The organism is Humibacter sp. RRB41 (assembly GCF_022761015.1).
In the GTDB taxonomy this organism is placed as follows: domain Bacteria; phylum Actinomycetota; class Actinomycetes; order Actinomycetales; family Microbacteriaceae; genus Humibacter.
This window is the reverse complement of record NZ_JAKWJQ010000008.1, coordinates 117494-140892: the sequence shown is the minus strand read 5'-3', so window position 1 is coordinate 140892 and position 23399 is coordinate 117494. Positions and strand designations below refer to the sequence as shown.

Here is a 23399-nt window from a genome sequence, read left to right as displayed (position 1 = left end):
CCTTTCTGCTTTCCCGCGGCGAGCGGCATTCGTCGCCCTACGCTGCCGGCATGGACAAGAGACGCGTGGCATGGCGAGTGCTCGGAATCATCGGCCTGACGTTGACCGTCGCCGGCTCCGTCGCGTGGGGAGTCGCGAAGGGCGCCCTGGACCGCGAGCAGAGCCTCTACTGGTTCACGCACACGCTGTCGAACAGCACGGGGTTCGCAGACGACGCCGGAATCCGCACGGCGACCGTGTGGCTGTGGGTCGGCGTCGCCGTGCTCGTCGTCGGCATCGCGATGCTCGTCACCGTGAGCACCGTGCTCGCGGTGTCGGCGCACGATCGCGTCGACGCGGGAATGTGGTTCGACCTCGAAACTGCGAAGCGTCGACGGATGGGCATCCCGGGTGTCGCAGGCACGGCGGGGCTTTCGGAGCTCGTCGCACTGCACGACCGCGGCGCTCTCTCCGATGATGAGTTCACTGCGGCGAAGCGCACTCTGCTCGGACTCTGATCCGCGCAGCATCTCGGCCGCGGAATCCCGGCCATCGAGTCTCGGCCATCGAACCTCGGTAAGCGCTTTCTGACATGATGGAGGGGCGGCGCCGCAACGCGTCGGCATCCGTATCTCAGCGAGGTGATGGCAGATGAATCCGTCGAGTCCGATCCCGCAGGTCGTGATAACCGGTGTCGGTGGTTACGGGCGCCTGCACCTGGAGAACGCGCGGCGGCTCGAGGCGGAGGGCCTGCTGCACGTCGCGGGGCTGGTCGATCCTGCGGTCGCTGCCCTGCGCGACCACGACGGCGAGGTGCCCGTGCACGCGGACCTCGGTGCAGCCCTCGCCGCCGCACCCGCCGACATCGTGATCGTCGCCACGCCGTTGGACACCCACGCCGACCTCGCAGAAGAGGCGATGCTGGCGGGCGCTGACGTGCTGCTCGAGAAGCCGCCCGTGCCGACGATGGCGGACTTCGAGCGGCTCCTCGCGGTGCAACGGGAGACGGGCCGTACCGTGCAGGTGGGCTTCCAGAGCCTCGGGTCGGAAGCCGTCCAGGCGTTTGCGGGCGATGCGCTCGGCCTCGGCTCGACGGTCGCCGTGAGTGCGACGGGCTTGTGGAGCCGCCCCCTGAAGTACTGGAAGCGGGCCCGCTGGGCCGGGCGCCGCATGCTCGACGGCCACGCCGTCGTCGACGGTGTCGCCACGAATCCGCTCGCGCACGCCGTCGCGACAGCATTGCGTATCGCCGGCTACGACACCGCGCAGTCCGTCGATCGGGTCGATGTCGATCTCTATCGCGCAAACGCCATCGAAGCCGACGACACGTCTGTCATTCGCGTCAGTGGGCCGGGGCATCCGACCGTGACGTGCGCTCTGACGCTGTGTGCACCGCCGTCGTACGTCGACACTGCGGATCGCGGCGCATCGGTGACGGTGACCGGCGAACGGGCATCCGCCGCGTTCTCGTACACGACGGATGTCGTCACGCTCGACGGCGCGGATCGCACGTTCGGCCGCGCCGACCTGCTCCGCAACCTCGTCGAGCATCGTCTCGGCGGGGTCGACCTCATCGTGCCGCTCGAAGCGACGGGTGCGTTCATGCGGGTCGTCGAGGCGATCCGCCTCGCGCCGGATCCGACGAAGGTGGATCCGGGCGCGGTCGTCTGGCACGGCGAGGGCGAGGACGCGTATCCGGTGATCGACGGCATCGTCGACACGGTGCGCGACGCGGCACGGACGGGTTCGACCTTCACCGAGCTCGGCACGAGCTGGGCAGTGCGCGCGGTCGACGGTGTGCTCGCCGAGGCGAAGGTGGGCGGCACGCTGGTGGCACAGCTGCTGGACGGCACGGCGACCATTCCGTTCTCGAGCCCGCATCCCTATCTGCATCCGGTGCGCACCCTCGGCGGAGTGACGGTGACGGCGACGCATCCGGCCGATCACGACTGGCACACCGGCGTGGGCTTCACTGTGCAGGATGCCGCCGGCATCAACTTCTGGGGCGGCCGCACCTATGTGCGCGACAGCGGCTACGAGTCGCTCGACGATCACGGCAGCATCGTGGTCGAGGGCACGGATGCGAGTGCAGACAGCACGACCCTCGCCCTCGTGTGGATCGGGCCGGACGGCGCGCCGGTGCTCCGCGAGCAACGCTCCGTGCGCTGGCACCCTCTCGACGCCGACGGCACGACGGCATGGGCGCTCGACCTCGACGTGCGGCTGAATCCCGCGGCGAGCGCCGAGGTGATGCTGGGCAGCCCCGGCAGCAAGGGTCGCGTCGGCGCCGGCTACGGCGGGTTCTTCTGGCGACTGCCCGAGTGCACCGATGTCGAGGTCTTCACCGCGGATGCGACGGGCGAGGATGCCGTCAACGGCTCCGTCGCCCCGTGGCTGGCGTGGTCCGCGCGGTTCGCCGGCGAGGCCGGTCGCTCCGGCGAAGCGTCGATCGTGCTCTCGGCAGGCGACGCGGTCACTGCATCCGACCCGTGGTTCGTGCGCGCGCGCGACTACCCCGGCCTGGGTTCCTCTGTCGCGTGGGATGCCCCGACCCCGGTCCCCGCGTCGGGACTCGCCCGGTCGTACCGCGCCGCCGTTGTCGACGGCCGAGTGTCTGCGCGCGCGGCGAGCGCGATCGCGAAGGCCATCGCATCCGACGGCGGCGACCGGTGAGCGACGGCGGGGCCCCTCCGGCCCGACCGCAGGACGACAGGGCCGTCAAACGCGGTCGCGTGCTCGCGCTGCTCGAGGAGGCGGATGCGGCATCCGTTCTGCTCACGAGTGCGACGGCTGTCGCCTGGTATCTCGACGGCGGGCGACAGTACGTGAGCCTCGCGGCGGATCCGATCGTCACCCTGCGCGTCTCGCACGACGGTGACGAGGCGTTCGTGACGTCGAACGAGACGGCGCGGCTCGTCGCGGAAGAGCTGCCGGCCGGCATCACCGTGCGGGAACGCCCCTGGTATGAGCCGTTGCAGGCGTCGCACGAGCCGGGCGTTCTACTCGAGCGGGACCTCGACCCTCAGCTGCGCGCGGCGAGGGCCGTTCTGCTTCCGGGCGAGCTCACGCGATTCCGTGCGTTGAGCGAGGATGCCGCCCACGCCGTCACCGACGTGCTGCTCGAGGCCGATCCGACGTGGTCAGAGCGCCGTGGCGCCGCTGAACTCGCCGCACGGCTCGTCTCCGTCGGCGCGGATCCGCTCGTGCTGCTCGTCGCCGGCGAGTCGCGGGCGTCCCTCCCCCATCCCCTGCCGACGGATGCCCCGCTCGGCCGACGCGCGATGGTCGTGGTCTGCGCGCGCCGTGACGGTCTCATCGCGAACCTCAGCCGGTGGGTGTCGTTCGGTCCGCAGACGGAGCCGGAGCAGGATGCGCAGCGGCGCATCCTGCAGGTGGAAGCCGCGGCGTTCGACGCGACGCGCCCAGGCACGCCGTTGAACGATGTGCTCGCGACGATCGCCGCGGCGTATCCGGCGAACGGGTTCCCCGCCGATCAGTGGACTCGGCACCACCAGGGCGGGGCCGCCGGCTACAACGGGCGCGACCCCCGTGCCACTCCGACGACGGACGACATCGTGCGGCTCGGCCAGGCGTTCACGTGGAATCCGTGGGTGCCGGGCGCGAAGGTGGAGGACACTGTGCTGCTGGCGGGCAGCGCTGATGCACCGGTCATCGAGACGATCACGGTCGATGAGCGGTGGCCGACCGAGCGCGTCGAGGGGCGCGACCGGCCGGTGGCTTTGGAGCGTTGAGGAACGGTTCGCGGACAGGCGGATGTCTGTGCCTGCCATTAGCGTCGGAGCGTGACGATCGACTACTCAGCACCCGGAGTCTTCACCGACCTGCGAGACGTGCCATCCGACCGGTTCGAGGGCATCGGCGGTGCTGCCCCGAACGTCTGTGGCGCCGTGCCGACGCTTTTCGTTCAGCCGTATGAGATGGAGCGCCTCGGCGTGCCATCTGATCGGCTGGTCACGAATCAGGTCCGCGCGGCCGGCGATCTCGTCGACGCACTGTGGCAGCTGGACCCGACATCTCTTTCGCAGCCGAGAGCTGTGGAGAACCGTGCCGTGGGAACGTGCCGTCACTTCACAGTCCTCAGCGTCGCACTGCTCAGACGGGCAGGAATCGAGGCCAGGGCGCGCTGCGGGTTCGCGACCTATTTCCAGCCCGGTCAGGCGCTGGACCACTGGATCGTGGAGTGGAACAACGGGGAGCGCTGGATCCGCATGGACACCGAGGTCCTCGGCACCGGGATCGTTCCGACCCCCGATGACCTGGCTCCGGGAGCCTTCCTCACGGGAGGCGAGGCGTGGCAGGCATTTCGGCGCGGAGAGATCGACGCGTCGACCTACGGCGTCTACGGCACCACGAACTTCGGGCCATCGGAGATTCGCGGCAACCTCGTCCGAGACCTCGCCTCGCTGGTCAAGGTCGAGACGCTGCCATGGGACGAATGGGGCAGGATGACCGCGGCGTACCAGGGAACAACGGGACCCGACTACGACGGGGTGCTGGACGACGCAGCCGGCATTATCGCCGGCGGCGACCCGAGCGCGATTCGAGCGATCGCGTCGCATCCGGACCTCGTCTCGCCCTTCGAGTCCGCCAGCGCTGCGCCAGAAGGCTGATGCCTGTCGGACGGCTCTTCGGCTCCCTGGCAAGGGATCTCCGCGGAAGGCGTCCGCCCTATGGGGCGCGCCGAAACTCGCAGTGACGGCACGCGCATCCGCCCGTAGGGTCGGACGTACCGCCGCGCACGCGCGCGGATCGAGTGCGCACGTTCACGGGGGAACCAGCTATGACCGAACTCAGTACCGACACCGGCCTGCTCAGCCGGGCCTATCTCTACGGGTTCCCGCTCGTCTTCAATCTCGATCAGGTCATCAGGTACGTCACCGAGGGGGTTGGTGCGAACCCGGCCGCCGCGTTCAACACCTTCAGCCACGCGCGTGCCCTCGCCGGCCCGGCGGACACGTTCGTCACGATCAACAACGACACCGTGTACTCGATGGCGCAGGTCGACCTCAGTGTCGGCCCGGTCGCCCTCCACGTTCCCGACACCGCGGGCAGATACTACGTGCTGCAATTCGTCGACGCGTGGACCGACAACTTCGCCTACGTCGGGCATCGCGCCACGGGGACCGCGGAAGGCGACTTCCTCCTCGTCCCGCCGGGCTGGGACGGTGATGCCCCAGCGGGAACCACGATCATCCGCTTTCCCACGACGGTCTCATCGATCGTCGGCAGGTGGGCTGTCGCGGGTGACGACGATCTGCCGATCGTTCACGCCCTGCAGGACCAGACGGTCCTCCGCCCACTCGACCCGGGCGCCACGCCGGTTGGCCTGGCCGCGACGGACCCTGAAGTGCCCGCCGAACTGTCGTTCCTGGAGAAGCTTCGGGTCTGGTCCCAGCAATTCCCGCCGGCGCCGCGCGACGTCCCGCTCCAGCAGTCGCTCGTGCCCGTCGGCATCACGGTGAGCGGGGCATCCCCCTACGTCGGCCTGCCCGATCACACCGTGAAAGCACTCGACGACGGGCTGGGCGGCGCGCAGGCCAGCCTCCACACGGCACTCGTGTCCGGCGCGAGCCCGCAGGTGAACGGCTGGAAGCTCACCTTCCACGCTTTCGACTACAACCTCGACTACTTCGAGGTCGGTGCCCTCGACGACGATCGATTCAAGATCGCCGACCCGAAGTTGCGCATCGTCGAACGCGCGGCCGCCGCCCTCGGCGGACTCTGGGGCAACCATCCGTATGAGGCCGCGTACGTCATGACCTATCTCGATGACCGCGGTGAGCAACTCACCGGCGCCCACACCTACACGTTGCGGCTCGATCCCGCCCCGCCGGTATCAGCGTTCTGGTCGCTCACCATGTACTCGGTGCCCGACTTCTTCTTGATCGACAACCCGATCGACCGGTATTCGATCGGGGATCGCACCCCTGGCATCATCCGTGATGAGGACGGCGCACTCACGATCACCATCAGCCACGAGAAGCCCACCGAGCAGAAGACGGCCGCGAACTGGCTCCCCGCTCCCGAGGGCGACTTCCGGCCCGTGATGCGCATGTACGAACCCGACGGTTCGATCCTCGACCAGAGCTACGTCTTCCCCGCCATCACTCGCGTCGACTGAACGGAAGCCACGATGACCGAACTCGCCGATCTCGCCGCCGATGCCTATGTCTTCGGCTACCCCTTGGTCTACAACCTCAACGCGCTTCAGGCGATCGCCCACAACGGGATGGGAACGCTGCCCGCCACCGCGTTCAACGAGTTCGGGTTCGCGCAGAAGCTCGCCACGCCTGACGATCCCTTCGTCAGCGTCAACAACGACACCGTGTACGCGCTCGCCCAGCTCGACCTCTCGGGCGGCCCCCTCACTCTGCATGTGCCCGATACCGGCGGCGCCTACTACGTGCTGCAATTCGTGGATGCCTGGACGAACAACTTCGCCTACATCGGCCGCCGCGCCACCGGCACTGCCGAAACCGAGTACCTGATCACCCCACCGGATTGGGTCGGCGACAGCAACGGCCTGCCCATCATCGCCGCACCGACCACGATCGTCAGCATCGTCGGACGCCTCGCCTGCGACGGCATCGACGATCTCGCGAGGGTCCTGTCCCTGCAGAAGCGTTTCATCCTCACTCCTGCGGTGGGCAACGCCTCGCCCTCCGGCATCCCGCAGGCCGACGCCGGTCTGTCCAAGCCGCTGCAGTTCTGGGACCAGCTGCGCCTGTGGTCGCGGTTGAACGCTCCCGCCGGAGACGAGGACCTTGCTTTCCTCGAGACGCTCGAGCCGCTCGGTCTCCTCGACGCGACGAACCCCTACCCGGATGCCTCCGCCGACCTCGCGAACGCACTCACGGCCGGGCTGCTCGCTGGGCAGAAGCGGGTCGAGGATGCCGCGACAGCGAAAGACTCCAACGCCGTGAACGGCTGGCAGATGAGCCTTCACCTCTTCGACTACAACCGCGATGCGTTCAGTATCGGTGCGATCGACTCCGACGTGTGGAAGATCGACGACCGCGACGACGCGTACCTCGACCGAGCGGTCGCAGCCCGCAATGCCCTGTGGGGCAACCATGCCTACGAGGCGGTCTACCCGCAGGTCTACGTCGACGAGAACGGCGACCAGCTCACCGGAGGCCGCAACTATGAGATCACCTTCACCGAGTTGCCTCCGGTGGACGCCTTCTGGTCACTCACGATGTACTCGATGCCCGATTACTACCTGGTCGAGAATCCGCTCGACCGCTACTCGATCGGAGACCGGACGCCGGGCATCCACTATGCAGACGACGGTTCTCTGACCATCTATCTGCAACACAGCGAACCTGCCGAGGCCGACAAGAAGGCCAACTGGCTACCTGCACCCAGCGGCGATTTCCGACCGATGCTCCGCATCTACCAACCGCGTGAAGCCGTCCTCGACGGAACTTACGTGCTGCCACCCATCCGCCGTGTCGGCTAGGCGCTGGGACTGGCAGATACAGGGCACTTGCCTACTCCATGCGCGCCAGCCAGTCGCGGAACGCGGCATGCACGAGCATCGGCTTGTCGAAATGCGCGTTGTGGCCAGCTCCGTCGATGGTGAGGCTGGTCAGCTGCGGGTACCGCGAGATGAACGCCAGTTGGTCGAGATAGCCGACGGCATGGTCCTGGCGGCCGGTGATCAGCAACGACGGTCCGGTGAACGTGTCGTGGCCGTCGGCCGCGGGTGACAGGTCGAAGCGTTCTGCGAGCTCGGCTGCTGCCTCGCGATCGTGGCAGCGGATGCCAGGGAGCACGTGATCGCGGAACAGCGCCCAGTTCTCTTCCGACTGGATCACGGCCATCGCAGCGTAGTCGCGTGCGTCCTCGGGCTCGAGCCCCGCAAGGAGCGCGGCGTCGGACTGGAGAACGTTCTTGGCAGGGAGCGTGCGCGTGGCGAGGGGGCCGACGACAGGGCAGAGCATCCCGAGTCCGATGACCTGATCGCCGAACTCCGCGACCAGGCCACGTGCCATCAGGCCACCGAACGAACTCCCCATCACCGCGAAACGTCGAGTGCCGATGCGTTCCTCGACGAACTCGACCAGCGCGCGAAGGCATTCGTCCGCGCTAGAGGGCCGGGCGATCGCCGGACTCCGCCCGAAACCGGGCAGATCGACGTAGATGCGCTGCCAGGCGGCATCCGCTGCGAAGTTCTGGTCGAACGGAAGCAGGATTCGATGATCGACGGTGAAGCCGTGGATGAACAGGAGCGGTGTGCCCGAGCCGCGGACGACGGAGTGCAGTTGCGATGTCATGTGAAGATGGTCGCCGGTTGACGCTAGCGTCAAGGTCAACCAGAAGGGGTGTGACGGTGCAGATCGGAGAGTTCGCTGAGGCGCTCGGGGTGACCCCACGAGTGATCCGGCACTACGAGTCGACCGGTCTGCTGGGCCCGGCCGAACGCGGTGCGAACGGGTATCGAATCTACGACCCCTCCCAGCTGGACCGCGCGGCGCGAGCGCGTGATCTGCTCGCATCCGGCCTTCCGACGCGGATCGTCGCCGAACTCATCGACTCGCTGACGGATGCCGGCGGCATCTATCCCGAGCACGTCGATCCGGCCACTCTCTCGACCGTCGAGGACGAGTGGGAGCGGATGTGCCGGTGCGTGGCGTGCATGGAAGCGCGGCGGGATGCCTTGCGCGGCTACCTCGACGCCCTCGATCCCAAGTAGGCGCCCGTCTCCCCGCTATGTCGCACGCACGGCCTACGGTCGCAGGATGAGTTCTTCCGACTTCGACTTCCTCATCGGCCAATGGGCCGTTCGGCACGAGCGACTGATCGATCAATTCGAACCCGGCTGCACGACGTGGTCGAGGTTCGAGACCGTCGCCGAGGTGGATCACATCCTCGACGGCCTCGGTACCGCCGATCAGACGCGGGGCATCCTCCCCGATGGCAGCCCCTTCGCGGGATACTCGCTACGGCTCTACACACCGGAGACCGACGAGTGGGCCATCTGGTGGGCATCCGCGTCGCATCCGGGGGTGCTGGACGATCCGGTGCGAGGTCGTTTCAGCGATGGAATCGGTACGTTCATCGGACCGGCCGAACACGATGGCATCCACTATCTCGCGCGCTTTCAATGGCTCGACACCACAACGCCGAACCCCGTGTGGGCGCAGGACTTCTCGTTCGACGACGGTGCGACGTGGGCCCCGATCAACTGGCGGATGACGCACACCAGGCTTCCCGTGAACCCGTGACGTAAGGCTGCGGGCGATAGCACCGCATGCCGCTCGCTCTTCGATGTCGTTCAGCGCGCTTGCCGTTAGACGGTGACCTTGTAGCCCAGCTCGAGGTCGGCGGCATTCTGTCCGCGGATGCCCCAGTTGAGCTTCGGCGTCTCCGTGATCGTGACCTCCACGCTGTGCGGGCTGGTACCGACCTTCGCCTCGATTCGGGCGAACAGCTCGGCGATGAGTGTGCGTTTGGCGGCATCCGAGCGGCCCTCGAACATCGAGATCTCGATGATCGTGTAGTCCTCGCCCCGGTCCTCGGGATAGATGAAGTCGGCGGCGTCAAGCGAGATGAAGCGCTGGAACTTCTTTTCGGGCGGGTACTCCAGTGCCACCATCACGGCCTCGTGGATCGCATCCGACAGAGCTGCCCGCCGTCGTTCCAACGAATCGCGACGCCCGTAAATCAGAACTTGAGCCATGCGGAAACACTACGACGGGCGACGCGGAACTCAGCCGCGAGTACCCTCGGCGAGGTGACGATGCTGACGGCGGACGCCCACGTGCATAGCGAATGGTCGTGGGATGCCGGTTCCGATCCGGCATCGGCGGGATCGATGCATCGCACCTGCGAACGAGCGATCAGGATCGGCTTACCGGCCGTCGTCTTCACAGAACATCTCGACTTCGAAGCTGCTTGGAGAGTCGACGACGGCGACATCGGCGAGCACGCGCAGAAGTACGTCGACGACACCGGACACGTGAGGCTGCCGTCCTTCGACATCGGCGGCTACCTCGATGCAATCGACCGTTCCAGAAGGGAGTATCCGGAGCTTCGTATCCTCACCGGTGTCGAATTCGGCCAGCCGCACCTCTGGGACGCGAAGGCAGCCGCCCTGCTGTCGAGTGGCGCGATCGATCGGGTCAACGGTTCACTGCATATGCTCCCTTTCGTCGATGGAGACCGCACCGAACCGACCACGCTCTACCGGTACCGGCCGGCACACGAGGTGATGTGGGCATATCTCGAGGAGGTCCCGCGGATGGTCGCCGGCTCGAACTCCTTCGCCGTGTTCACGCACATCGACTACGCCGTGCGTTCGTGGCCGGCCGAGACATCCGGGCCCTTCGATCCGCGCAGGTTCGAAGAGGGGTTCCGGGCCGCGATGCGCTCCATCGCCCAGTCGGGTCGAGCTCTCGAGATGAACACTCGCCGCCTTTGGCCGTGGATCCCACAGTGGTGGTCGGAGGAAGGCGGGCGCACCGTCTCGTTCGGGAGTGACGCTCACGACGCCGACACTCTGGCAGCGAATTTCCCTGAGGCGATGGCCATGCTCGAGTACTTCGGGTTCCGACCGGGCACACGTCCCGAAGACTTCTGGACGCGCTGAGCACACCCCAGCACCCCAGCACCCCAGCACCCGCCCATCCACCATCTCCGGGCCTCGCACCCGCGTAGGCTGTCGCGGTGGCTGAAGCACTGGACGAGGGACCGTTCTATCACGGCACGAAAGCCGATCTACAGGTCGGCGATCTGCTGTCCGCGGGCTTCCGATCGAACTATCGTCCCGAGATCGTCATGAACCACATCTACTTCACGGCGCTCCCCGACGGTGCCGGGCTGGCCGCAGAACTCGCCGCCGGTGACGGAGCGCCACGGGTCTACATCGTCGAACCGACCGGAGCGTTCGAAGACGACCCGAACGTCACCGATAAGAAGTTCCCCGGCAACCCGACGCGTTCGTTCCGCAGCACCGAGCCGGTCAGAGTCGTCGGCGAATTCCACGACTGGACTCGTCTGACACCCGAGGCGCTGCAGGCTTGGCGCGACCGGCTCGCAGTGCTCCGTGAAGACGAGCGCGGCGAGATCATCAACTGACGCTCATCGGCGCCCGGATGGCGACTGCCGCGACCGCCCCTCGTACGCCGCGGCCACACTCTGCACAGCACGGATCACATCCATATCGAACTTCGGCGTGCGGTCGAAGTCGTAGAGTCCGTTCTGCTCCTGGAACGTGTCCGTGAGCTGCGTGTAGCAGTAGCCGAACATGCCGGCATCGTCGCGCAGCACACCGACGAGCCCTTCGAACCGTTCGTGGAACTCCGCGAGACTCGCCACCCGCTGCCCGTATCCCCATGAGTAGCTGCCGTCATCGGCCTTGGCCAGTTCCGCGTTCCACCAGATGCCGCCGAACTCCGAGACGAAGAACGGCTGGCCCGCGTACGGGATCGAGATCGGGCGCTCGTCCTCGGTGTTGAAGTACGGGTCACCGCTCGCAAGCCCGCTCTGCTGCTCGGCGAACGCGGCGGGATTCTGCTCGTAGGAATGGGCATCCCACACGTCCACCTCGCGCACGCGGTGCGAGTAACCCGACGCGTCGATCACGGGCCTCGACGGATCCGCGAGCTTCGTGGCCAGGAACATCCCGCGCGTCACATCGTCGAGCACGGTGATGCGGTCGTGCAGCGTCTGATGTGTCTCGTTCAGCGGGCACCATCCGATGATCGCCGGGTGGTTCACATCGCGCTCGAGCGCCTCGAGCCACTGGGTGGTGAAGGATGCCGTCGGCCCCTGGTTGTGCCCGATCGTTCCGGCACCTGAGACACCCCAGTCGCCGAACTCGCCCCACACCAGATATCCGAGTCGGTCGGCGTGATACAGGTAGCGCTCCTCGAAGACCTTCTGGTGCAGTCGCGCGCCGTTGAAGCCCGCGTCGAGGCCGAGACGGATGTCGCGCACCAACGCCTCGTCGCTCGGCGCCGTCATGAGCGACTCAGGCCAGTACCCCTGGTCGAGCACCAACCGCTGAAACACGTGCTCGCCGTTCAGCAGCACCGCCGTGCCGTCGATGGCGACACCGCGCAGCCCGGCGTAGCTCGAGACACGATCGGTGACCGCACCCGAGGCATCCGCCACATCGATCTCGAGCGAGTAGAGAAAGGGGTCCCGCGGAGACCACAGCCGCACATTCGACTCGCTGAGCTCGAGCCGCGCTGTGCTCGACAGGCTCGTGCCCAGCTCGGCGGTCGTCGTCGCCACGAGCGAGCCGTTCGCGTAGAGCCGCAGGGTCGCCGTCGCTTCCGCAATGTTGCGACTGGGCACCAGCTCGCACTGGAAGGCGCGGGCATCGACGTCGGGGGTGATCCGCACACGCCGCAGGTGCAGCGGGTCCACTGCCTCCACCCATACGGTCTGCCAGATGCCGGTGGTGCGCGTGTAGTAGCAGTCCGTGTTCTCGTACCAGGTGGACTGCTTGCCACCGGCCTTCGACTCACGCCGCAGATCGCGGGCACGCACGACGACCGTCACCTCGGCACCAGGTGTCAGCTCACCGAGCTGGGCACGGAACGGGGTGAATCCGCCGCGGTGACGCACCGCCTCCTCACCGTCCACCCACACGGTCGCGTCATGATCGACTGCGCCGAAATGCAGGATGCCGTGCTTGCCGGCCCAGCCCTCCGGCACCGTGAAGCGCGTGCGGTACCAGACCGCCTCCATGAAGTCGGTGTGCTCGATCCCGGATGCCGCCGACTCCGGCGCGAACGGCACCGTGATCCGATCGGCCAGCTCGCGTTCGACTAGTCCGCGTTCGAGGCCGCTGTCTCCTGCGTCGATCTCGAACTCCCACGTGCCGTTGAGATTCAGCCAGCCGTCTCGTACCAGCTGGGGTCGTGGATACTCCGGTCGTGGCCCAGGATGCGTGTCGTCGCGTCCGTTCGGAAGCGGAGCGGGAAAGGTGAGTGGGTGTGTCATGGTGTGTCGTTCCAAAGAGTCGTGGCGTGCGAACCGGGGTCGAAAACAGCGCGGTGCGGTGGGGTGTCGACCGATGACACCCCACCGCAGGTTCCTTGCGGTATCAGCCCTTGGCTGCGGCGAGTTCCTTCTTCAAGGCTGCGATGTACTGCACAGCGGCCTCTTTCGGCGTGGCCTTGCCGAATTGCACGTTCTGCCAGTACTGAGCAAGGAGGCTGTCGGCATCCTGCCCGCCGACCGGCGTGATGGGTGCAGGAGTACCGGCTTCGGCCGTGACCTGCTTGATGTAGTCCATGACGATCTTGTCGGACCCGGCGAGATCAGGCGTGATCACCTTCTGGAAGTCCGGGTTGGCCGGCGTGCCCCGCTCGGCACCGAACAGCTTGCCGACCTTCGAGTTCGTGGTCAGGAAGTCGACGAGCTCGGCCGCCTCGGCAGGATGCTTGGACTTGCTCGAGATCGTCCAGTACATGGACGACTTCAGGTACTGCCATCCCTTCTTCGCGTTGTCGGTCGTCGGGAAGGGCAGCATGTCCAGCTTCTGAGTCGGCGCAGCCACCTGGAAGGCGGTGAGGTTCGACGGAAGGAACGTCATGGCCACCTTGCCCTTGGCGAGGTCTGACTGGTCGAGCGGCACGCTGGCGCCCTCGGCGAGCTGCGAGGCGCTCGGAGTGACGCCGTCCTTGATCTGGTCCAGGGCGTACTGCCAGTAGCCGGCCAGCACCGACGGCTTCAGCACGACCTCTCCCTTCTGGTTGAACAGCGTGTTCCCGCGCTGCCGCGCCCAGAGCGTCAGTGACGGCGTGTCTCCACCGAACGGGTCCAGACCGAGCACCTTTCCATCCGACGCCTTCGTGACCTCCTTGGCCACACGGTCGAGGTCGTCCCAGGTCCAGGACTTGGTGTCGGGCAGCTTCACGTCGTACTTGTCGAGGACGCTGCGGTTGACGGCGACGCCCACCGAGTTCAGTCCGATCGGCACCGCGTAGAGGTTGCCGTCGTACTCGCCCGTGTCGCGAACGTTCTTCGTCAGGCTCGACGTGTCGAGGTACTTGCTGTAGTCGTTCAGGTCGGCGAGCGCGCCGCGCTGCGCGTACGACGCGACGTACAGCTGGTCGAACTGCATCACATCCGGTGCCTGTCCGCCTGCGACGCTGGTCGCGAGCTTGTCCCAGTAGCTGCCCCAGTCAGTGGACTGAAGCTTCACCGTGACGTTCGGGTGTGCCTTCTCGAACAGTTTGACGGCTGCGTCGGTCGACGTGACGCGCGACGCGGATCCCCACCAGTAGAGCGAGATGGTGACCGGCTTGTCGCTGAGCTTGGCGCCCTTGTCGGCACTGGCACCTCCGCCGCCGACGGCGCACCCGCTGAGCAGGAGTGCGGAGACCGCGACGACGGCGGCGACACCGTGACGACGCATGCGGGAATGACGTTTCATGATTCTCCTTCGAATGGACTGTGTGACGGGTGGTTCAGACGGGTGGTTCAGGCAGATGCCGGGGCGGCCATCCGCTCACTTGCCCCCTGTGGTCGCGATGCCGCGCAGCAGAAAGCGCTGGCCGAACAGGAACGCGAGGAACACGGGGACGAGCGTGACGACGCTCATGGCGAAGAGAGCGCCGAAGTCGGACTGCCCCGTCGGGTCGACGAACTGGCGCAAGGCGACGGATGCCGTGTACTTGTCGGGCGCCGTGACGAAGATCAGCTGGCTGAAGAAGTCGTTCCACGTCCAGATGAACGTGAAGATCGCCGCCGTCGCGAGCGCCGGCTTCATCAGCGGAAGGATGATCTGCAGAAAGATGCGAGCGTGGCCTGCGCCGTCGATGCGCGCCGCCTCGTCGAGCTCCTTCGGGATGCCGCGAATGAACTGCACCATCAAAAAGATGAAGAACCCGTCGGTCGCCAGGAACTTCGGCAGAATCAGGGGCACGAACGTGTTGATCCAGCCGAGCTGGGCATAGATCACGTACTGCGGGATGATCAGCACCTGGATCGGCAGCATCATCGTGACGAGCATCGCCCCGAATGCCAGTCGCTTGAACCGGAAGCGCAGCCGCGCGAACGCGTAGGCGGCGAGGGAGCAGCTGATCAGGTTGCCGAGGATCGCCCCGATGACGATGATCGCCGAGTTCGCCAGGTAGGTGCTGAAGGGTGCCTGGAGCGCATCCCAACCGCGCGTGTAGTTCTGCACCTCGAACGTGTTGAGCACGAGGCTCGGGTTGTTGAAGATGTACCCGTTGGGACGAAGCGAGCTCGCCACCATCCACAGCACCGGATAGAGCATGACGAGGCACAGCACGATGAGCAGCACGTGCCTGAGTACGCTCCAGACACGCCTGCGCCGTGACGCGGCGTCCCGAGGAGCTCGGGCGGGCCGGATGGCGACCGCGGGCACGGACAGCGGCGGACGTTGGATGGTCTGCTGATCAGTCATCGTAGAAAACCCAATACTTGGAGGCCCAGAAGTTGATCGCTGTCGCTGCACCGACGATCAGCAGCAGCAGCCAGGCGATGGCGGATGCGTAGCCCATCTGCAGGCTCCCGAAGGCCTTCTGGTACAGGTACAACGTGATGAAGAGTGTCGAGTTCGTCGGGCCGCCAGACCCGTTGGAGATGACATAGGCCTGCGTGAACGACTGGAACGCGCCGATGATGCCGAGCACGAGGTTGAAGAAGACGATCGGGCTGAGCATCGGCACGGTGATCGAGCGGAACTGGCGCCACCTCGTGGCGCCGTCGGTCGACGCCGCCTCGTAGAGCTCTCGCGGAATCTGCCTGAGGCCGGCGAGGAAGATCACCATCGGAGCACCGAACGTCCAGACGTGCAAGATGATCAGCGTGCCCAGCGCCGTGTTCGGCGACCCGATCCACGACGGGCCGTGGATGCCGAACAGCGCGAGGAACGCGTTGAGCAGCCCCTCGCCGCCGAACACCAGGCGCCAGAGCACGGCGATGGCCACGCTGCCGCCCAGCAGGGACGGCAGGTACAGCACGGAGCGGTAGAACGAGAGCCCTCGCATCCCCCTGTCCAGCAGAACGGCGATGGCGAGCGCGACGATGAGCTGCAGAGGCACCGAGATCACGACGTAGACGAGCGTGACGATCAGCGAGCTTCCGAGATCGGAGTCTTGAAGCATCCGCTCGATGTTCGTCAGCCCCGTGAAGTTCGGGTTCTGCAGCAGGTTGTAGTCGGTGAAGGACAGATAGAGCGACGCGACCATCGGTCCGAGCGTGATCGCGAAGAAGCCGATCAGCCACGGCAGCAGAAAGACCGCCGCCGCCTTGTTGTCGCGGGTGTCGGACTTGTCCCGAATGCGCTTCGTGCCCTTGGGGACCTTCAGCGCTCGCAGTTCGTTCAGGGCGCTCATCCGACCTCCTGAACGATCACGGGGGTGGTGACTGGCATGGTGCGCATCTCCTTCGACGGCGTGCACGGGGGCGAACCCGAGTTACGGTAATTCGCTTGTGCTACGTAGCACAAGAAATTGGCAAACGTTTGCCAAATCCTTTGCCGCGTAGGGTGCGGCAGTAACCTTTGCCCGAACACCGGACGCGCGGCCGCGCCGTTCCGGTCCCTCGAGGGATGCACCAGGAGGCCTCGATGGCAGTGACCGCCCGCGACGTGGCCAAGGTGGCCGGCGTCTCGCAGCGCACTGTGTCGAACGTGGTCAACCTCCCCGATCGGGTCGGGTCGGAGACCCGCAAGCGCGTGCAGGCCGTGATCGACGAGCTCGGCTACCGGCCGAATCCGCACGCCAGAGGACTGCGCACCAGGCGCACCGGGCTGATCGCTTTCGTGGTGCCCGAGCTAGACATCCCGTACTTCTCCGACCTGGCGCGATCACTCATCCCCGAGCTCGACCAGCGATCACTGACCCTCGTGGTCGACCAGACCAGCGGTGACGCATCCAGGGAGCGCGCCGTGCTCCGAGGCGGCTCGGTCTCCGCCACGTTCGACGGCGTGCTGCTCAACGCGCTCAACCTCACGGCCGGCGACATCGAAGCCGCCGCCGCGACGCAGCCGATCGTGCTGCTCGGCGAAGAGGACTACGGACCGAGCGTCGACCAGGTCGCCGTGGACGGCGTCGAGGCCGCCTTCGTGGCGACGACGCATCTCATCGAGAGTGGTCGAACGCGCATCGCAGCACTCGGGCGACAGAGTCGAGAGGCCGGCACGACAGCTCAGCGCGAAGCCGGCTTCGTCGCCGCAATGGAACAAGCGGGCCTTGACCCTTTTCGATATATGTCACGTGTGGAATACACCCGCGAGAGCGGTCTGCGATCCATGCACGCCATGCTCGATCGACCGGATCCGCCCGACGGCGTCTTCTGCTTCAACGACCTGCTCGCGCTGGGCGCCATGCGTGCTGCCTGGGAGCGCGGCCTCAGCATTCCGCAGCAGATCGCCTTCGTCGGGTTCGACGACATCGAAGACAGCCGCTACGCGATGCCGTCGCTCAGCACGATCGCCCCCGACAAGGCCGCGATCGCGCGGCGCTCCGTCGAGATGCTGGCCGAACGGATCGCCGGATACACGGGCCCCGGCCGCCGGGAACGCGCCGGCTTCGAGCTCGTCGTGCGCGAGTCATCCGCGCCGGCCCGCTAGCCGCGGCCGCCACCGACCACCCGCCGCCCGACCGCCAACCGCGAAGCGGCCGCGATCGGATGGTTGCCTGCGCCCGCCGCGGCCCGCCTCAGGCGAAGACGATGCCGAGGCCGGGAAGTCCTCGTGACGAGACCGCGCCGTCGGCGATGACGATCGGCGACGGGCCCGCGAGGATGCCCAGCCGCTCGAACGTGGCATCCTCGACGTCTTCGACCGCGGTCACGTCGGCCATCGCGAGCTCCAGCTGCGCCGACAACTCCGGCAGCAGGTGCGGGTAGAGCGGGACGCCCCGATCGGATGCCAGCCGCGCGATCTCGAGGAACGGCGTGATGCCGCCGACGCGCACGACGTTCGGCTGCACGATGTCGCACGCACCGAGATCGATCGCCTCGGCGAAGCGGTACACCGTGTGCAGGTTCTCCCCGAGCGCGATCGGCACGTCGGTGCCCGCACGCAGCCGCGCGTGCCCGGCGAGGTCGTCCGCCCGCAGCGGCTCCTCGAGCCAAGCGAGATCGAACTGCTCCAGTTCCGCAACGGCGGCCTCCGCGCGTGGCAGATCCCAGAGCTGGTTCGCATCGATCGCCAGACGCACATCGGGTCCGACGGTCTCGCGCACGGCGGCGACGCGCTCGACGTCATCTGCCAGTACGGGCAGGCCGACCTTCATCTTCACGAGCCGGTGGCCGGCATCCCGCCAGCGCTGCGCCTGAGCGACCAGTTCGTCGAGCGGATAGTGCCGGTTCACACCACTGCCGTAGACCTCGACGGATGTCCGCCGAACGCCGAGCAATTCGGTGACGGACCGTTCGGCGGCCCGGCCGGCGGCATCCCACAGGGCCAGATCGAGCCCGGCCATCGCGATGGTCGTCACGCCACCCGACCCTGCCTCGTGCAGGTGCTCCCAAAGCGGCGGCCAGAGGGTGACGGCATCCGCCGGTCGGCCTATCACGAAGTCGCGGATGTCGTGGTCGAGCATTCCGCGAACGGCATATGCCCCGATCGACGGCGTCCAGCTGAAGCCGTGACCCGTGACTCCGGCCTCGGTGTCGACGAGCACCTCGATCACGTGCAGCTCGGTCACGTCGGCGCCCCACGGCCTGATCAATGGAGCGTCGATCGCCCGTGTGCGCAGGTCGGTGATGCGGCCCAGGCCGGGGCCGGGACCGGTGCTGCGACCCAGACCCGCGTCGTTGGCCGGCTCAGCCGCGTTCATGCTCCGCGGGCGACGAGCTCGTCGCCGATCGCGAGGATGCGCCGCAAATCCTCGACCTGCCGCTCGTTCGGATCGACCAGCGGCGGCCGCACGCCGCCCACCGGCAGCCCACGCACCGAAGCCCCGCCGAGGCGTACGCCGGCCTTCACCAGCGCGACTGCGAACCCGGGAACCTCGTCGCGCAACCGCACCAACGGCAGGTAGAACGCGTCGAGGATCTCGAGCCGCCGTGCGTCGTCGCCCGCGACGTACGCGTCGTAGAACGCCTTCGCCACCGTGGGGGCCATTGCGAACGCGGCGGACGAGTACAACGGAATGCCGATCGCCCGGTACGCCTCCTGCGTCAGCTCGGCGGTGAGCAGTCCGTTGAACAACGCGATGTCGTCCCGGCCGGACGCCTCGACCGCGCGCACGATCTGCTGGGCGACGCCGACGTCGCCGACGCCGTCCTTGAAGCCGATCACGCGAGGGTTGTCGGCGAGCCTGGCCGCGGCATCCGCCGTCAGCGCCGCAGATCCGCGGTGGTAGACGATCGCCGGGAGCGGGGATGCCGCCAGCAGCGCCTCGACGTACGCGACGGTCCCTGCCATCGGACCCGACACGAGGTAGGGGGGCAACACGAGGAGGGCGTCGGCACCGGCATCCGCCGCCCGTTTCGCGCACTCGATCGCGTGGCCGAGCGGCCCCCCGGCACCCGAGACGACCGGAACGCGTGCGCCGACCACATCGACGGCCGCACGCACGACATCGCCGACCTCGGTGGCACTCAGCGCGTGGAACTCACCGGTGCCACAGGCCGCGAACACGCCGCCGGGACCGTACTCGAGGCGCGACGCGATGTGCTCGGCGGTAAGGACGGTATCCACCGTCCCGTCCGCCGCGTAGGCGGTCACCGGAAAGAACAGAACACCATCGAATCGCATCAGGCACCTCCGGCCGGCTCGGTCTCGCGCACCACGGGCTGCAACTCGGTGCGCCAGTCGTGTTCGGGCTCCCAGCCCAGCATGCGCCGCGCCTTCTCGATCGAGAAGGCGGGCGACGTTCCGGTCAGCTCGGCGGCGACCGCTGCGGTCTGCGGCCAGTACTGCGGCATCAGTTCGGCGAGAGGCCGGCGGGCGAGCGCATCCGCGGCGCCCACGATGAAGGTCTGCGCGTTCGGGATGTCGTCGAGCCCGCCGACCAGCGTGTGCAGGAAAGCGCCGACGTCGCGGGCATCCACATAGTTGAACAACGCGGGCGCCGAGAGCGCCGGGTCGTCGAGCCGCTCGAGCACGGTGTGACCCTGCTGGGTCGGCTCACCGCCCCACTCCTCAGGCGCGATCACATAGCAGGGCCGGAACGCCGCGAGCCGCACGGCGTCGCCCTGCTGCGCCGCGAACATCTGCATCGTGCGCTCGGCCACGAGCTTCGACAGAGCGTACGCATTCCACGGCCGGGGCTCGACCTGTTCGTCCAGCGGCAGGCGCTCCGGAGTCCAGCCGGCAGGAGATCCATACCCGAACACGGTCGGGCTGGATGCCGTCACGATCTTGCGCACGCCGGCATCCACCGCCGCCTGCATCACGTTGATCGCCAGCGTCGCGTTCGTGCGCAGAATGTGCTGCTCTGGTGCGCTGAACGGCACCGCGATGGCGGCGAGGTGGATGACGGCATCCGCCCGGGCCTCGGCGACCACGGCGGATGCCGCTGCCGGGTCGGTCAGGTCGGTCGCGATCGCCTCCGGGTTGTCGTCAGGCACGGCGAGGTCGACCTCGACCACGTCGTCGCCTCGCTCTCGCAGCACGGCGACGACGCTGCGGCCGAGACGTCCCGCGCTCCCTGTGACCAGAATCCTGCTCATCGGCCGCCGGCCTCCGTATTCTGAACACCGCGAGTGCCCTGAACACCGCTCGCGTCCTCAGAGCCGTGAGCGCCTTGCAGGCGCACCCCGAGGTCGAGGTCGTCGACTCGAACCGGCAGCTCGGTCGCCAGCGACCGGTTGCCCGCGATGCCCACAGCGATCGCCCGAACGCCGTCGACGTAGTCCGCTGCGCGGCCCAGGTCGTCGTCGCTGCGCCCGACGAAGACGTCGCGCAACAGGATCGCGTCACCACCGCCGTGCCCGCCCTCGCCCTGAGGGATCTCGATCTGCTGCGGGGTCTCCCAGTGCCGCTGCAGCAGGATGCGCTCCCCGCGCGGCCGCAGGGTGTTCGAGCCGGCGGTGTCGACCACGGCGGACGGGTCGACGACGCGACCCTCGGCATCCAGCCCGACATCGCCACGCTCGACGACGTCGAGCTCGACGCGTCCTTCCGTGCCGTTGACGGCGATGCGGTAGCCCTCCCACGGGCTGTGCGCGTTCAGCGAGTAGCTCATGCTGGCGCCGCTGACGTAGTCCACGACCAGCGAGAGGTTGTCCTCGATCGTGATGCCGCTGTCGAAGACATCCTGATCGCGACGGTAGCCGTCGTACGACTCGTTCTGCAGGTAGAGCTCGCTCAGCTTCTCGTCCTGAACGAGGTCGAGGGCGAACGGGTCCTTCTCCCACGCCCCGGACCCGCGCTCGGGACGCTCGCCACCGCCACGTGCGCGCCAGTTGCCGGCTCCGTAGAATCGCAGCCCGCCCGACGCGAACACTCGCGCAGGGGTGTCGGCGATCCACCAATTGACCAGGTCGAAGTGGTGCGATGCCTTGTGGATGAGAAGGCCGCCGGAGTTCTGCTTCTGCCGGTGCCACCTGCGGAAGTAGTCAGCGCCGTGCGACGTGTCGAGCACCCACTCGAAGTGCACAGACACGGGACGCCCGATCGCGCCGGAGGAGATCACGCGCTTGAATGCGCTGTTTCGGGGGGCGTAGCGGTAGTTGAAGGTCATCACGACTTCGCCGCCGGTCTGCTCGACCGCCTCGGCGATGATGCGGCTGCCCTCTTCGTTGACGGTGAGCGGCTTCTCGACCACCACATTCGCCCCGGCTCTCAGCGAGCGGGCGACGTAACCGGCGTGCGTGAAGTCGGGCGACGTGACGATGACCCTGTCGACGCGTTCGTCACGGATGACCGCCTCGAGCTCGCCGGGATCGCTGAGCACCGGCCGCCCCGCATCCGGCAACCGCTCCGCGATGCGCCTGGCGTAGTGGTCGAGTCGCCCGGCGTTGGGGTCGAGCAGCGCCACCAACTCGGCGACGTCGGAATGGACGCCCGTGATGGCGTCGATGTACATGCCCGCGCGTGAGCCGGTGCCCACGATGGCGTAGCGCGTGCGTTGCGGCACGGTTGCTCCCTTTTGGCTTTCGCGGGCACCACTTGCGCGGGCCCTGCTTCTCTGGGTTCTGGTTCAACGGGCGCTTGGGTGCTGACGGCGTGGAAGGCAGGTTCCGCTGCCATCAGAAAGCGCTTTCTCTCACGGTACACGATAGTGTGAAACCGGTCGGATGCTTGCGACCTCCAGCTTGCGAAAGGCGGAAGGCCTGATGGCGCGACGTTCTCACCCCTCCTCCCGCGGGCGGACGATCTCGGACGTCGCGGAACTCGCCGGCGTCTCGCTCTCCACTGTGTCCCGTGTGATGAACGGCAGCACCACTGTCGACGCCGCTTTGGCAGAGCGCGTGCGCGAGGCAGCGCTTTCTCTGAACTACACAGCGAGCCCGCTCGCACGCAGCCTGGTGCTCGGCAAGACGCAGACCGTCGCCGTCGTGGTGCCCGATCTCGCGAACCCCGTCTTCCAGGGCATGCTGCGGGGTTTGAGCTCCGCCGCCGCGCGCCAGAACTACCACGTACTGGTCGCCGACTCGTTCGAGAACCTCGAGGAGGAGCGCGTGCTCGCCGTCGAGGCGAGGCGTCGCTGCGACGGCATCGTGCTCTGCGCCCCGCGCATGCCAGACGAGGAGCTCACAGCCCTGCTCCCGGAGCTGGCGCCGGTCGTGCTGATCAACCGCGATCCATCCCCGGCTAAGGCATCGACCGTCTCGGCCGACTACCACTCCGGCATGCAGCAGCTGCTCGAGCACCTCTACGGCCTCGGCCATCGTCGCATCGCCTACCTTCCCGGCAGTGCGGCGGCGCAGTCCAATCGCAAGAGGCTATCGGCGATCAGCGAGTTCGCCGACGGGCATCCGGATGTCATGGTCACCGAGCTGCAGGGCGGCGTGGGCTTCGAAGACGGCCACGCCGCGGCCGACGCGGTGGCGGCATCCGATGATACGGCCGTGCTGGCGTTCAACGACCTCGTCGCGATGGGACTGCTCAGTGCGCTGTCCGAGCGGGGCGTGCGCGTGCCGGAGGATGTCTCGATCACCGGCTTCGACGACATCCCGTTCGCCCGCTACACGACTCCGCCGCTCACGACGGCGTCGGTGCCGATCGAGGAGCTCGGCCGCCAGGCGTGGGAGCGGCTGTGGGCCCTGCTGAACGGGCAGGCGCCCGCGTACAACCTGTCGTTCGGCCCACTCGTGATCACGCGCGGCAGCAGCGGGCCGGCGCCCGCTGCGGCCTGACCGCGGCCGCCTCATCCCCGACTACCCCGATCGCAGCCTCCCCGACTACCCCGATCGCAGCCATCGATCGTCTCCCACGCGAGATCAATCATTGACACGCCCAAGGCCCGTGAATAGCCTTCTTGAAACGCTTCACTTCTGGGTGGCGAGTC

22 protein-coding genes are annotated in these 23399 nt (G+C 67.4%); 12 read left to right on the top strand and 10 right to left on the bottom strand.

The annotated features are described in order from the left end of the window. Positions 1 to 50: 50 nt before the first annotated feature. The 6 genes from MJ603_RS17455 to MJ603_RS17430 all read left to right on the top strand — a co-directional run bounded on the left by MJ603_RS17455 (position 51) and on the right by MJ603_RS17430 (position 7462). Positions 51 to 497: an SHOCT domain-containing protein gene (locus MJ603_RS17455; protein ID WP_243065035.1), complete on the top strand. Its 447-nt coding sequence runs from the start codon at positions 51 to 53 to the stop codon at positions 495 to 497. A 133-nt stretch (positions 498 to 630) separates the two neighbouring features. Continuing rightward, on the top strand, positions 631 to 2652 hold the full coding sequence (locus MJ603_RS17450) for a DUF6807 family protein (protein ID WP_243065034.1): 2022 nt from the start codon (positions 631 to 633) through the stop codon (positions 2650 to 2652). Next, complete coding sequence (locus MJ603_RS17445; RefSeq protein ID WP_243065033.1) at positions 2649 to 3731, top strand: Xaa-Pro peptidase family protein; 1083 nt, start codon at positions 2649 to 2651, stop codon at positions 3729 to 3731. The genes MJ603_RS17450 and MJ603_RS17445 overlap by 4 nt, the downstream gene beginning before the upstream one ends. A gap of 51 nt (positions 3732 to 3782) precedes the next feature. Next, positions 3783 to 4610 (top strand): transglutaminase-like domain-containing protein, encoded by an 828-nt coding sequence (locus MJ603_RS17440; protein ID WP_243065032.1) that lies wholly within the window; start codon positions 3783 to 3785, stop codon positions 4608 to 4610. 170 nt (positions 4611 to 4780) lie between these two features. Beyond that, on the top strand, positions 4781 to 6121 hold the full coding sequence (locus tag MJ603_RS17435) for a DUF1254 domain-containing protein (protein ID WP_243065031.1): 1341 nt from the start codon (positions 4781 to 4783) through the stop codon (positions 6119 to 6121). A gap of 12 nt (positions 6122 to 6133) precedes the next feature. Then, a complete protein-coding gene (locus tag MJ603_RS17430) occupies positions 6134 to 7462 on the top strand; it encodes a DUF1254 domain-containing protein (RefSeq protein WP_243065030.1) in 1329 nt (442 codons plus the stop codon). A gap of 31 nt (positions 7463 to 7493) precedes the next feature. On the opposite strand, the gene MJ603_RS17425 is transcribed toward MJ603_RS17430, so the two are convergent. Continuing rightward, entirely contained in the window at positions 7494 to 8279 is a 786-nt protein-coding gene (locus MJ603_RS17425) for an alpha/beta fold hydrolase (protein WP_243065029.1), read from the bottom strand. Between the two features lie 56 nt (positions 8280 to 8335). Between MJ603_RS17425 and MJ603_RS17420 the strand changes: the two genes are divergently transcribed. Both MJ603_RS17420 and MJ603_RS17415 read left to right on the top strand, forming a co-directional pair. Then, positions 8336 to 8698: a MerR family transcriptional regulator gene (locus tag MJ603_RS17420; RefSeq protein ID WP_243065028.1), complete on the top strand. Its 363-nt coding sequence runs from the start codon at positions 8336 to 8338 to the stop codon at positions 8696 to 8698. Positions 8699 to 8744: 46 nt separating this feature from the next. Then, positions 8745 to 9230, top strand: coding sequence for a hypothetical protein (locus MJ603_RS17415; protein WP_243065027.1), 486 nt, complete (start codon positions 8745 to 8747; stop codon positions 9228 to 9230). A gap of 65 nt (positions 9231 to 9295) precedes the next feature. On the opposite strand, the gene MJ603_RS17410 is transcribed toward MJ603_RS17415, so the two are convergent. Then, a complete protein-coding gene (locus MJ603_RS17410; protein ID WP_243065026.1) occupies positions 9296 to 9685 on the bottom strand; it encodes a tautomerase family protein in 390 nt (129 codons plus the stop codon). Positions 9686 to 9745: 60 nt separating this feature from the next. Here MJ603_RS17410 and MJ603_RS17405 point away from each other — a divergent pair, with 60 nt between their 5' ends. Together MJ603_RS17405 and arr are read left to right on the top strand one after the other, a co-directional pair. After that, positions 9746 to 10594: a PHP domain-containing protein gene (locus tag MJ603_RS17405; RefSeq protein WP_243065055.1), complete on the top strand. Its 849-nt coding sequence runs from the start codon at positions 9746 to 9748 to the stop codon at positions 10592 to 10594. Between the two features lie 77 nt (positions 10595 to 10671). After that, positions 10672 to 11082 carry an NAD(+)--rifampin ADP-ribosyltransferase gene (gene arr, locus MJ603_RS17400; RefSeq protein WP_243065025.1) on the top strand — a complete coding sequence of 137 codons (411 nt, stop codon included), beginning with the start codon at positions 10672 to 10674 and terminating at the stop codon, positions 11080 to 11082. A 3-nt stretch (positions 11083 to 11085) separates the two neighbouring features. Here the strand turns inward: arr and MJ603_RS17395 are convergent, their stop codons facing one another. The 4 genes from MJ603_RS17395 to MJ603_RS17380 all read right to left on the bottom strand — a co-directional run bounded on the left by MJ603_RS17395 (position 11086) and on the right by MJ603_RS17380 (position 16325). After that, a complete protein-coding gene (locus MJ603_RS17395; protein ID WP_243065024.1) occupies positions 11086 to 12957 on the bottom strand; it encodes a glycoside hydrolase family 2 protein in 1872 nt (623 codons plus the stop codon). 103 nt (positions 12958 to 13060) lie between these two features. Next, a complete protein-coding gene (locus tag MJ603_RS17390; RefSeq protein WP_243065023.1) occupies positions 13061 to 14395 on the bottom strand; it encodes an ABC transporter substrate-binding protein in 1335 nt (444 codons plus the stop codon). Positions 14396 to 14470: 75 nt separating this feature from the next. Further along, entirely contained in the window at positions 14471 to 15391 is a 921-nt protein-coding gene (locus MJ603_RS17385; protein ID WP_243065022.1) for a carbohydrate ABC transporter permease, read from the bottom strand. Further along, complete coding sequence (locus tag MJ603_RS17380; RefSeq protein ID WP_243065021.1) at positions 15384 to 16325, bottom strand: carbohydrate ABC transporter permease; 942 nt, start codon at positions 16323 to 16325, stop codon at positions 15384 to 15386. The genes MJ603_RS17385 and MJ603_RS17380 overlap by 8 nt, the downstream gene beginning before the upstream one ends. Before the next feature lie 233 nt (positions 16326 to 16558). Here MJ603_RS17380 and MJ603_RS17375 point away from each other — a divergent pair, with 233 nt between their 5' ends. Continuing rightward, positions 16559 to 17563 (top strand): LacI family DNA-binding transcriptional regulator, encoded by a 1005-nt coding sequence (locus MJ603_RS17375; protein WP_243065020.1) that lies wholly within the window; start codon positions 16559 to 16561, stop codon positions 17561 to 17563. 88 nt (positions 17564 to 17651) lie between these two features. Here the strand turns inward: MJ603_RS17375 and MJ603_RS17370 are convergent, their stop codons facing one another. The 4 genes from MJ603_RS17370 to MJ603_RS17355 are packed head-to-tail and all read right to left on the bottom strand — an operon-like array spanning position 17652 to position 22025. Next, on the bottom strand, positions 17652 to 18776 hold the full coding sequence (locus tag MJ603_RS17370; RefSeq protein ID WP_243065019.1) for a mandelate racemase/muconate lactonizing enzyme family protein: 1125 nt from the start codon (positions 18774 to 18776) through the stop codon (positions 17652 to 17654). Beyond that, on the bottom strand, positions 18773 to 19699 hold the full coding sequence (locus tag MJ603_RS17365) for a 5-dehydro-4-deoxyglucarate dehydratase (RefSeq protein ID WP_243065018.1): 927 nt from the start codon (positions 19697 to 19699) through the stop codon (positions 18773 to 18775). The genes MJ603_RS17370 and MJ603_RS17365 overlap by 4 nt, the downstream gene beginning before the upstream one ends. Next, positions 19699 to 20616 (bottom strand): NAD(P)-dependent oxidoreductase, encoded by a 918-nt coding sequence (locus MJ603_RS17360; RefSeq protein WP_243065017.1) that lies wholly within the window; start codon positions 20614 to 20616, stop codon positions 19699 to 19701. The genes MJ603_RS17365 and MJ603_RS17360 overlap by 1 nt, the downstream gene beginning before the upstream one ends. Next, positions 20613 to 22025: a Gfo/Idh/MocA family oxidoreductase gene (locus MJ603_RS17355; protein ID WP_308220614.1), complete on the bottom strand. Its 1413-nt coding sequence runs from the start codon at positions 22023 to 22025 to the stop codon at positions 20613 to 20615. The genes MJ603_RS17360 and MJ603_RS17355 overlap by 4 nt, the downstream gene beginning before the upstream one ends. Before the next feature lie 199 nt (positions 22026 to 22224). Here MJ603_RS17355 and MJ603_RS17350 point away from each other — a divergent pair, with 199 nt between their 5' ends. Next, positions 22225 to 23247: a LacI family DNA-binding transcriptional regulator gene (locus tag MJ603_RS17350; protein ID WP_243065016.1), complete on the top strand. Its 1023-nt coding sequence runs from the start codon at positions 22225 to 22227 to the stop codon at positions 23245 to 23247. Positions 23248 to 23399: the final 152 nt, after the last annotated feature.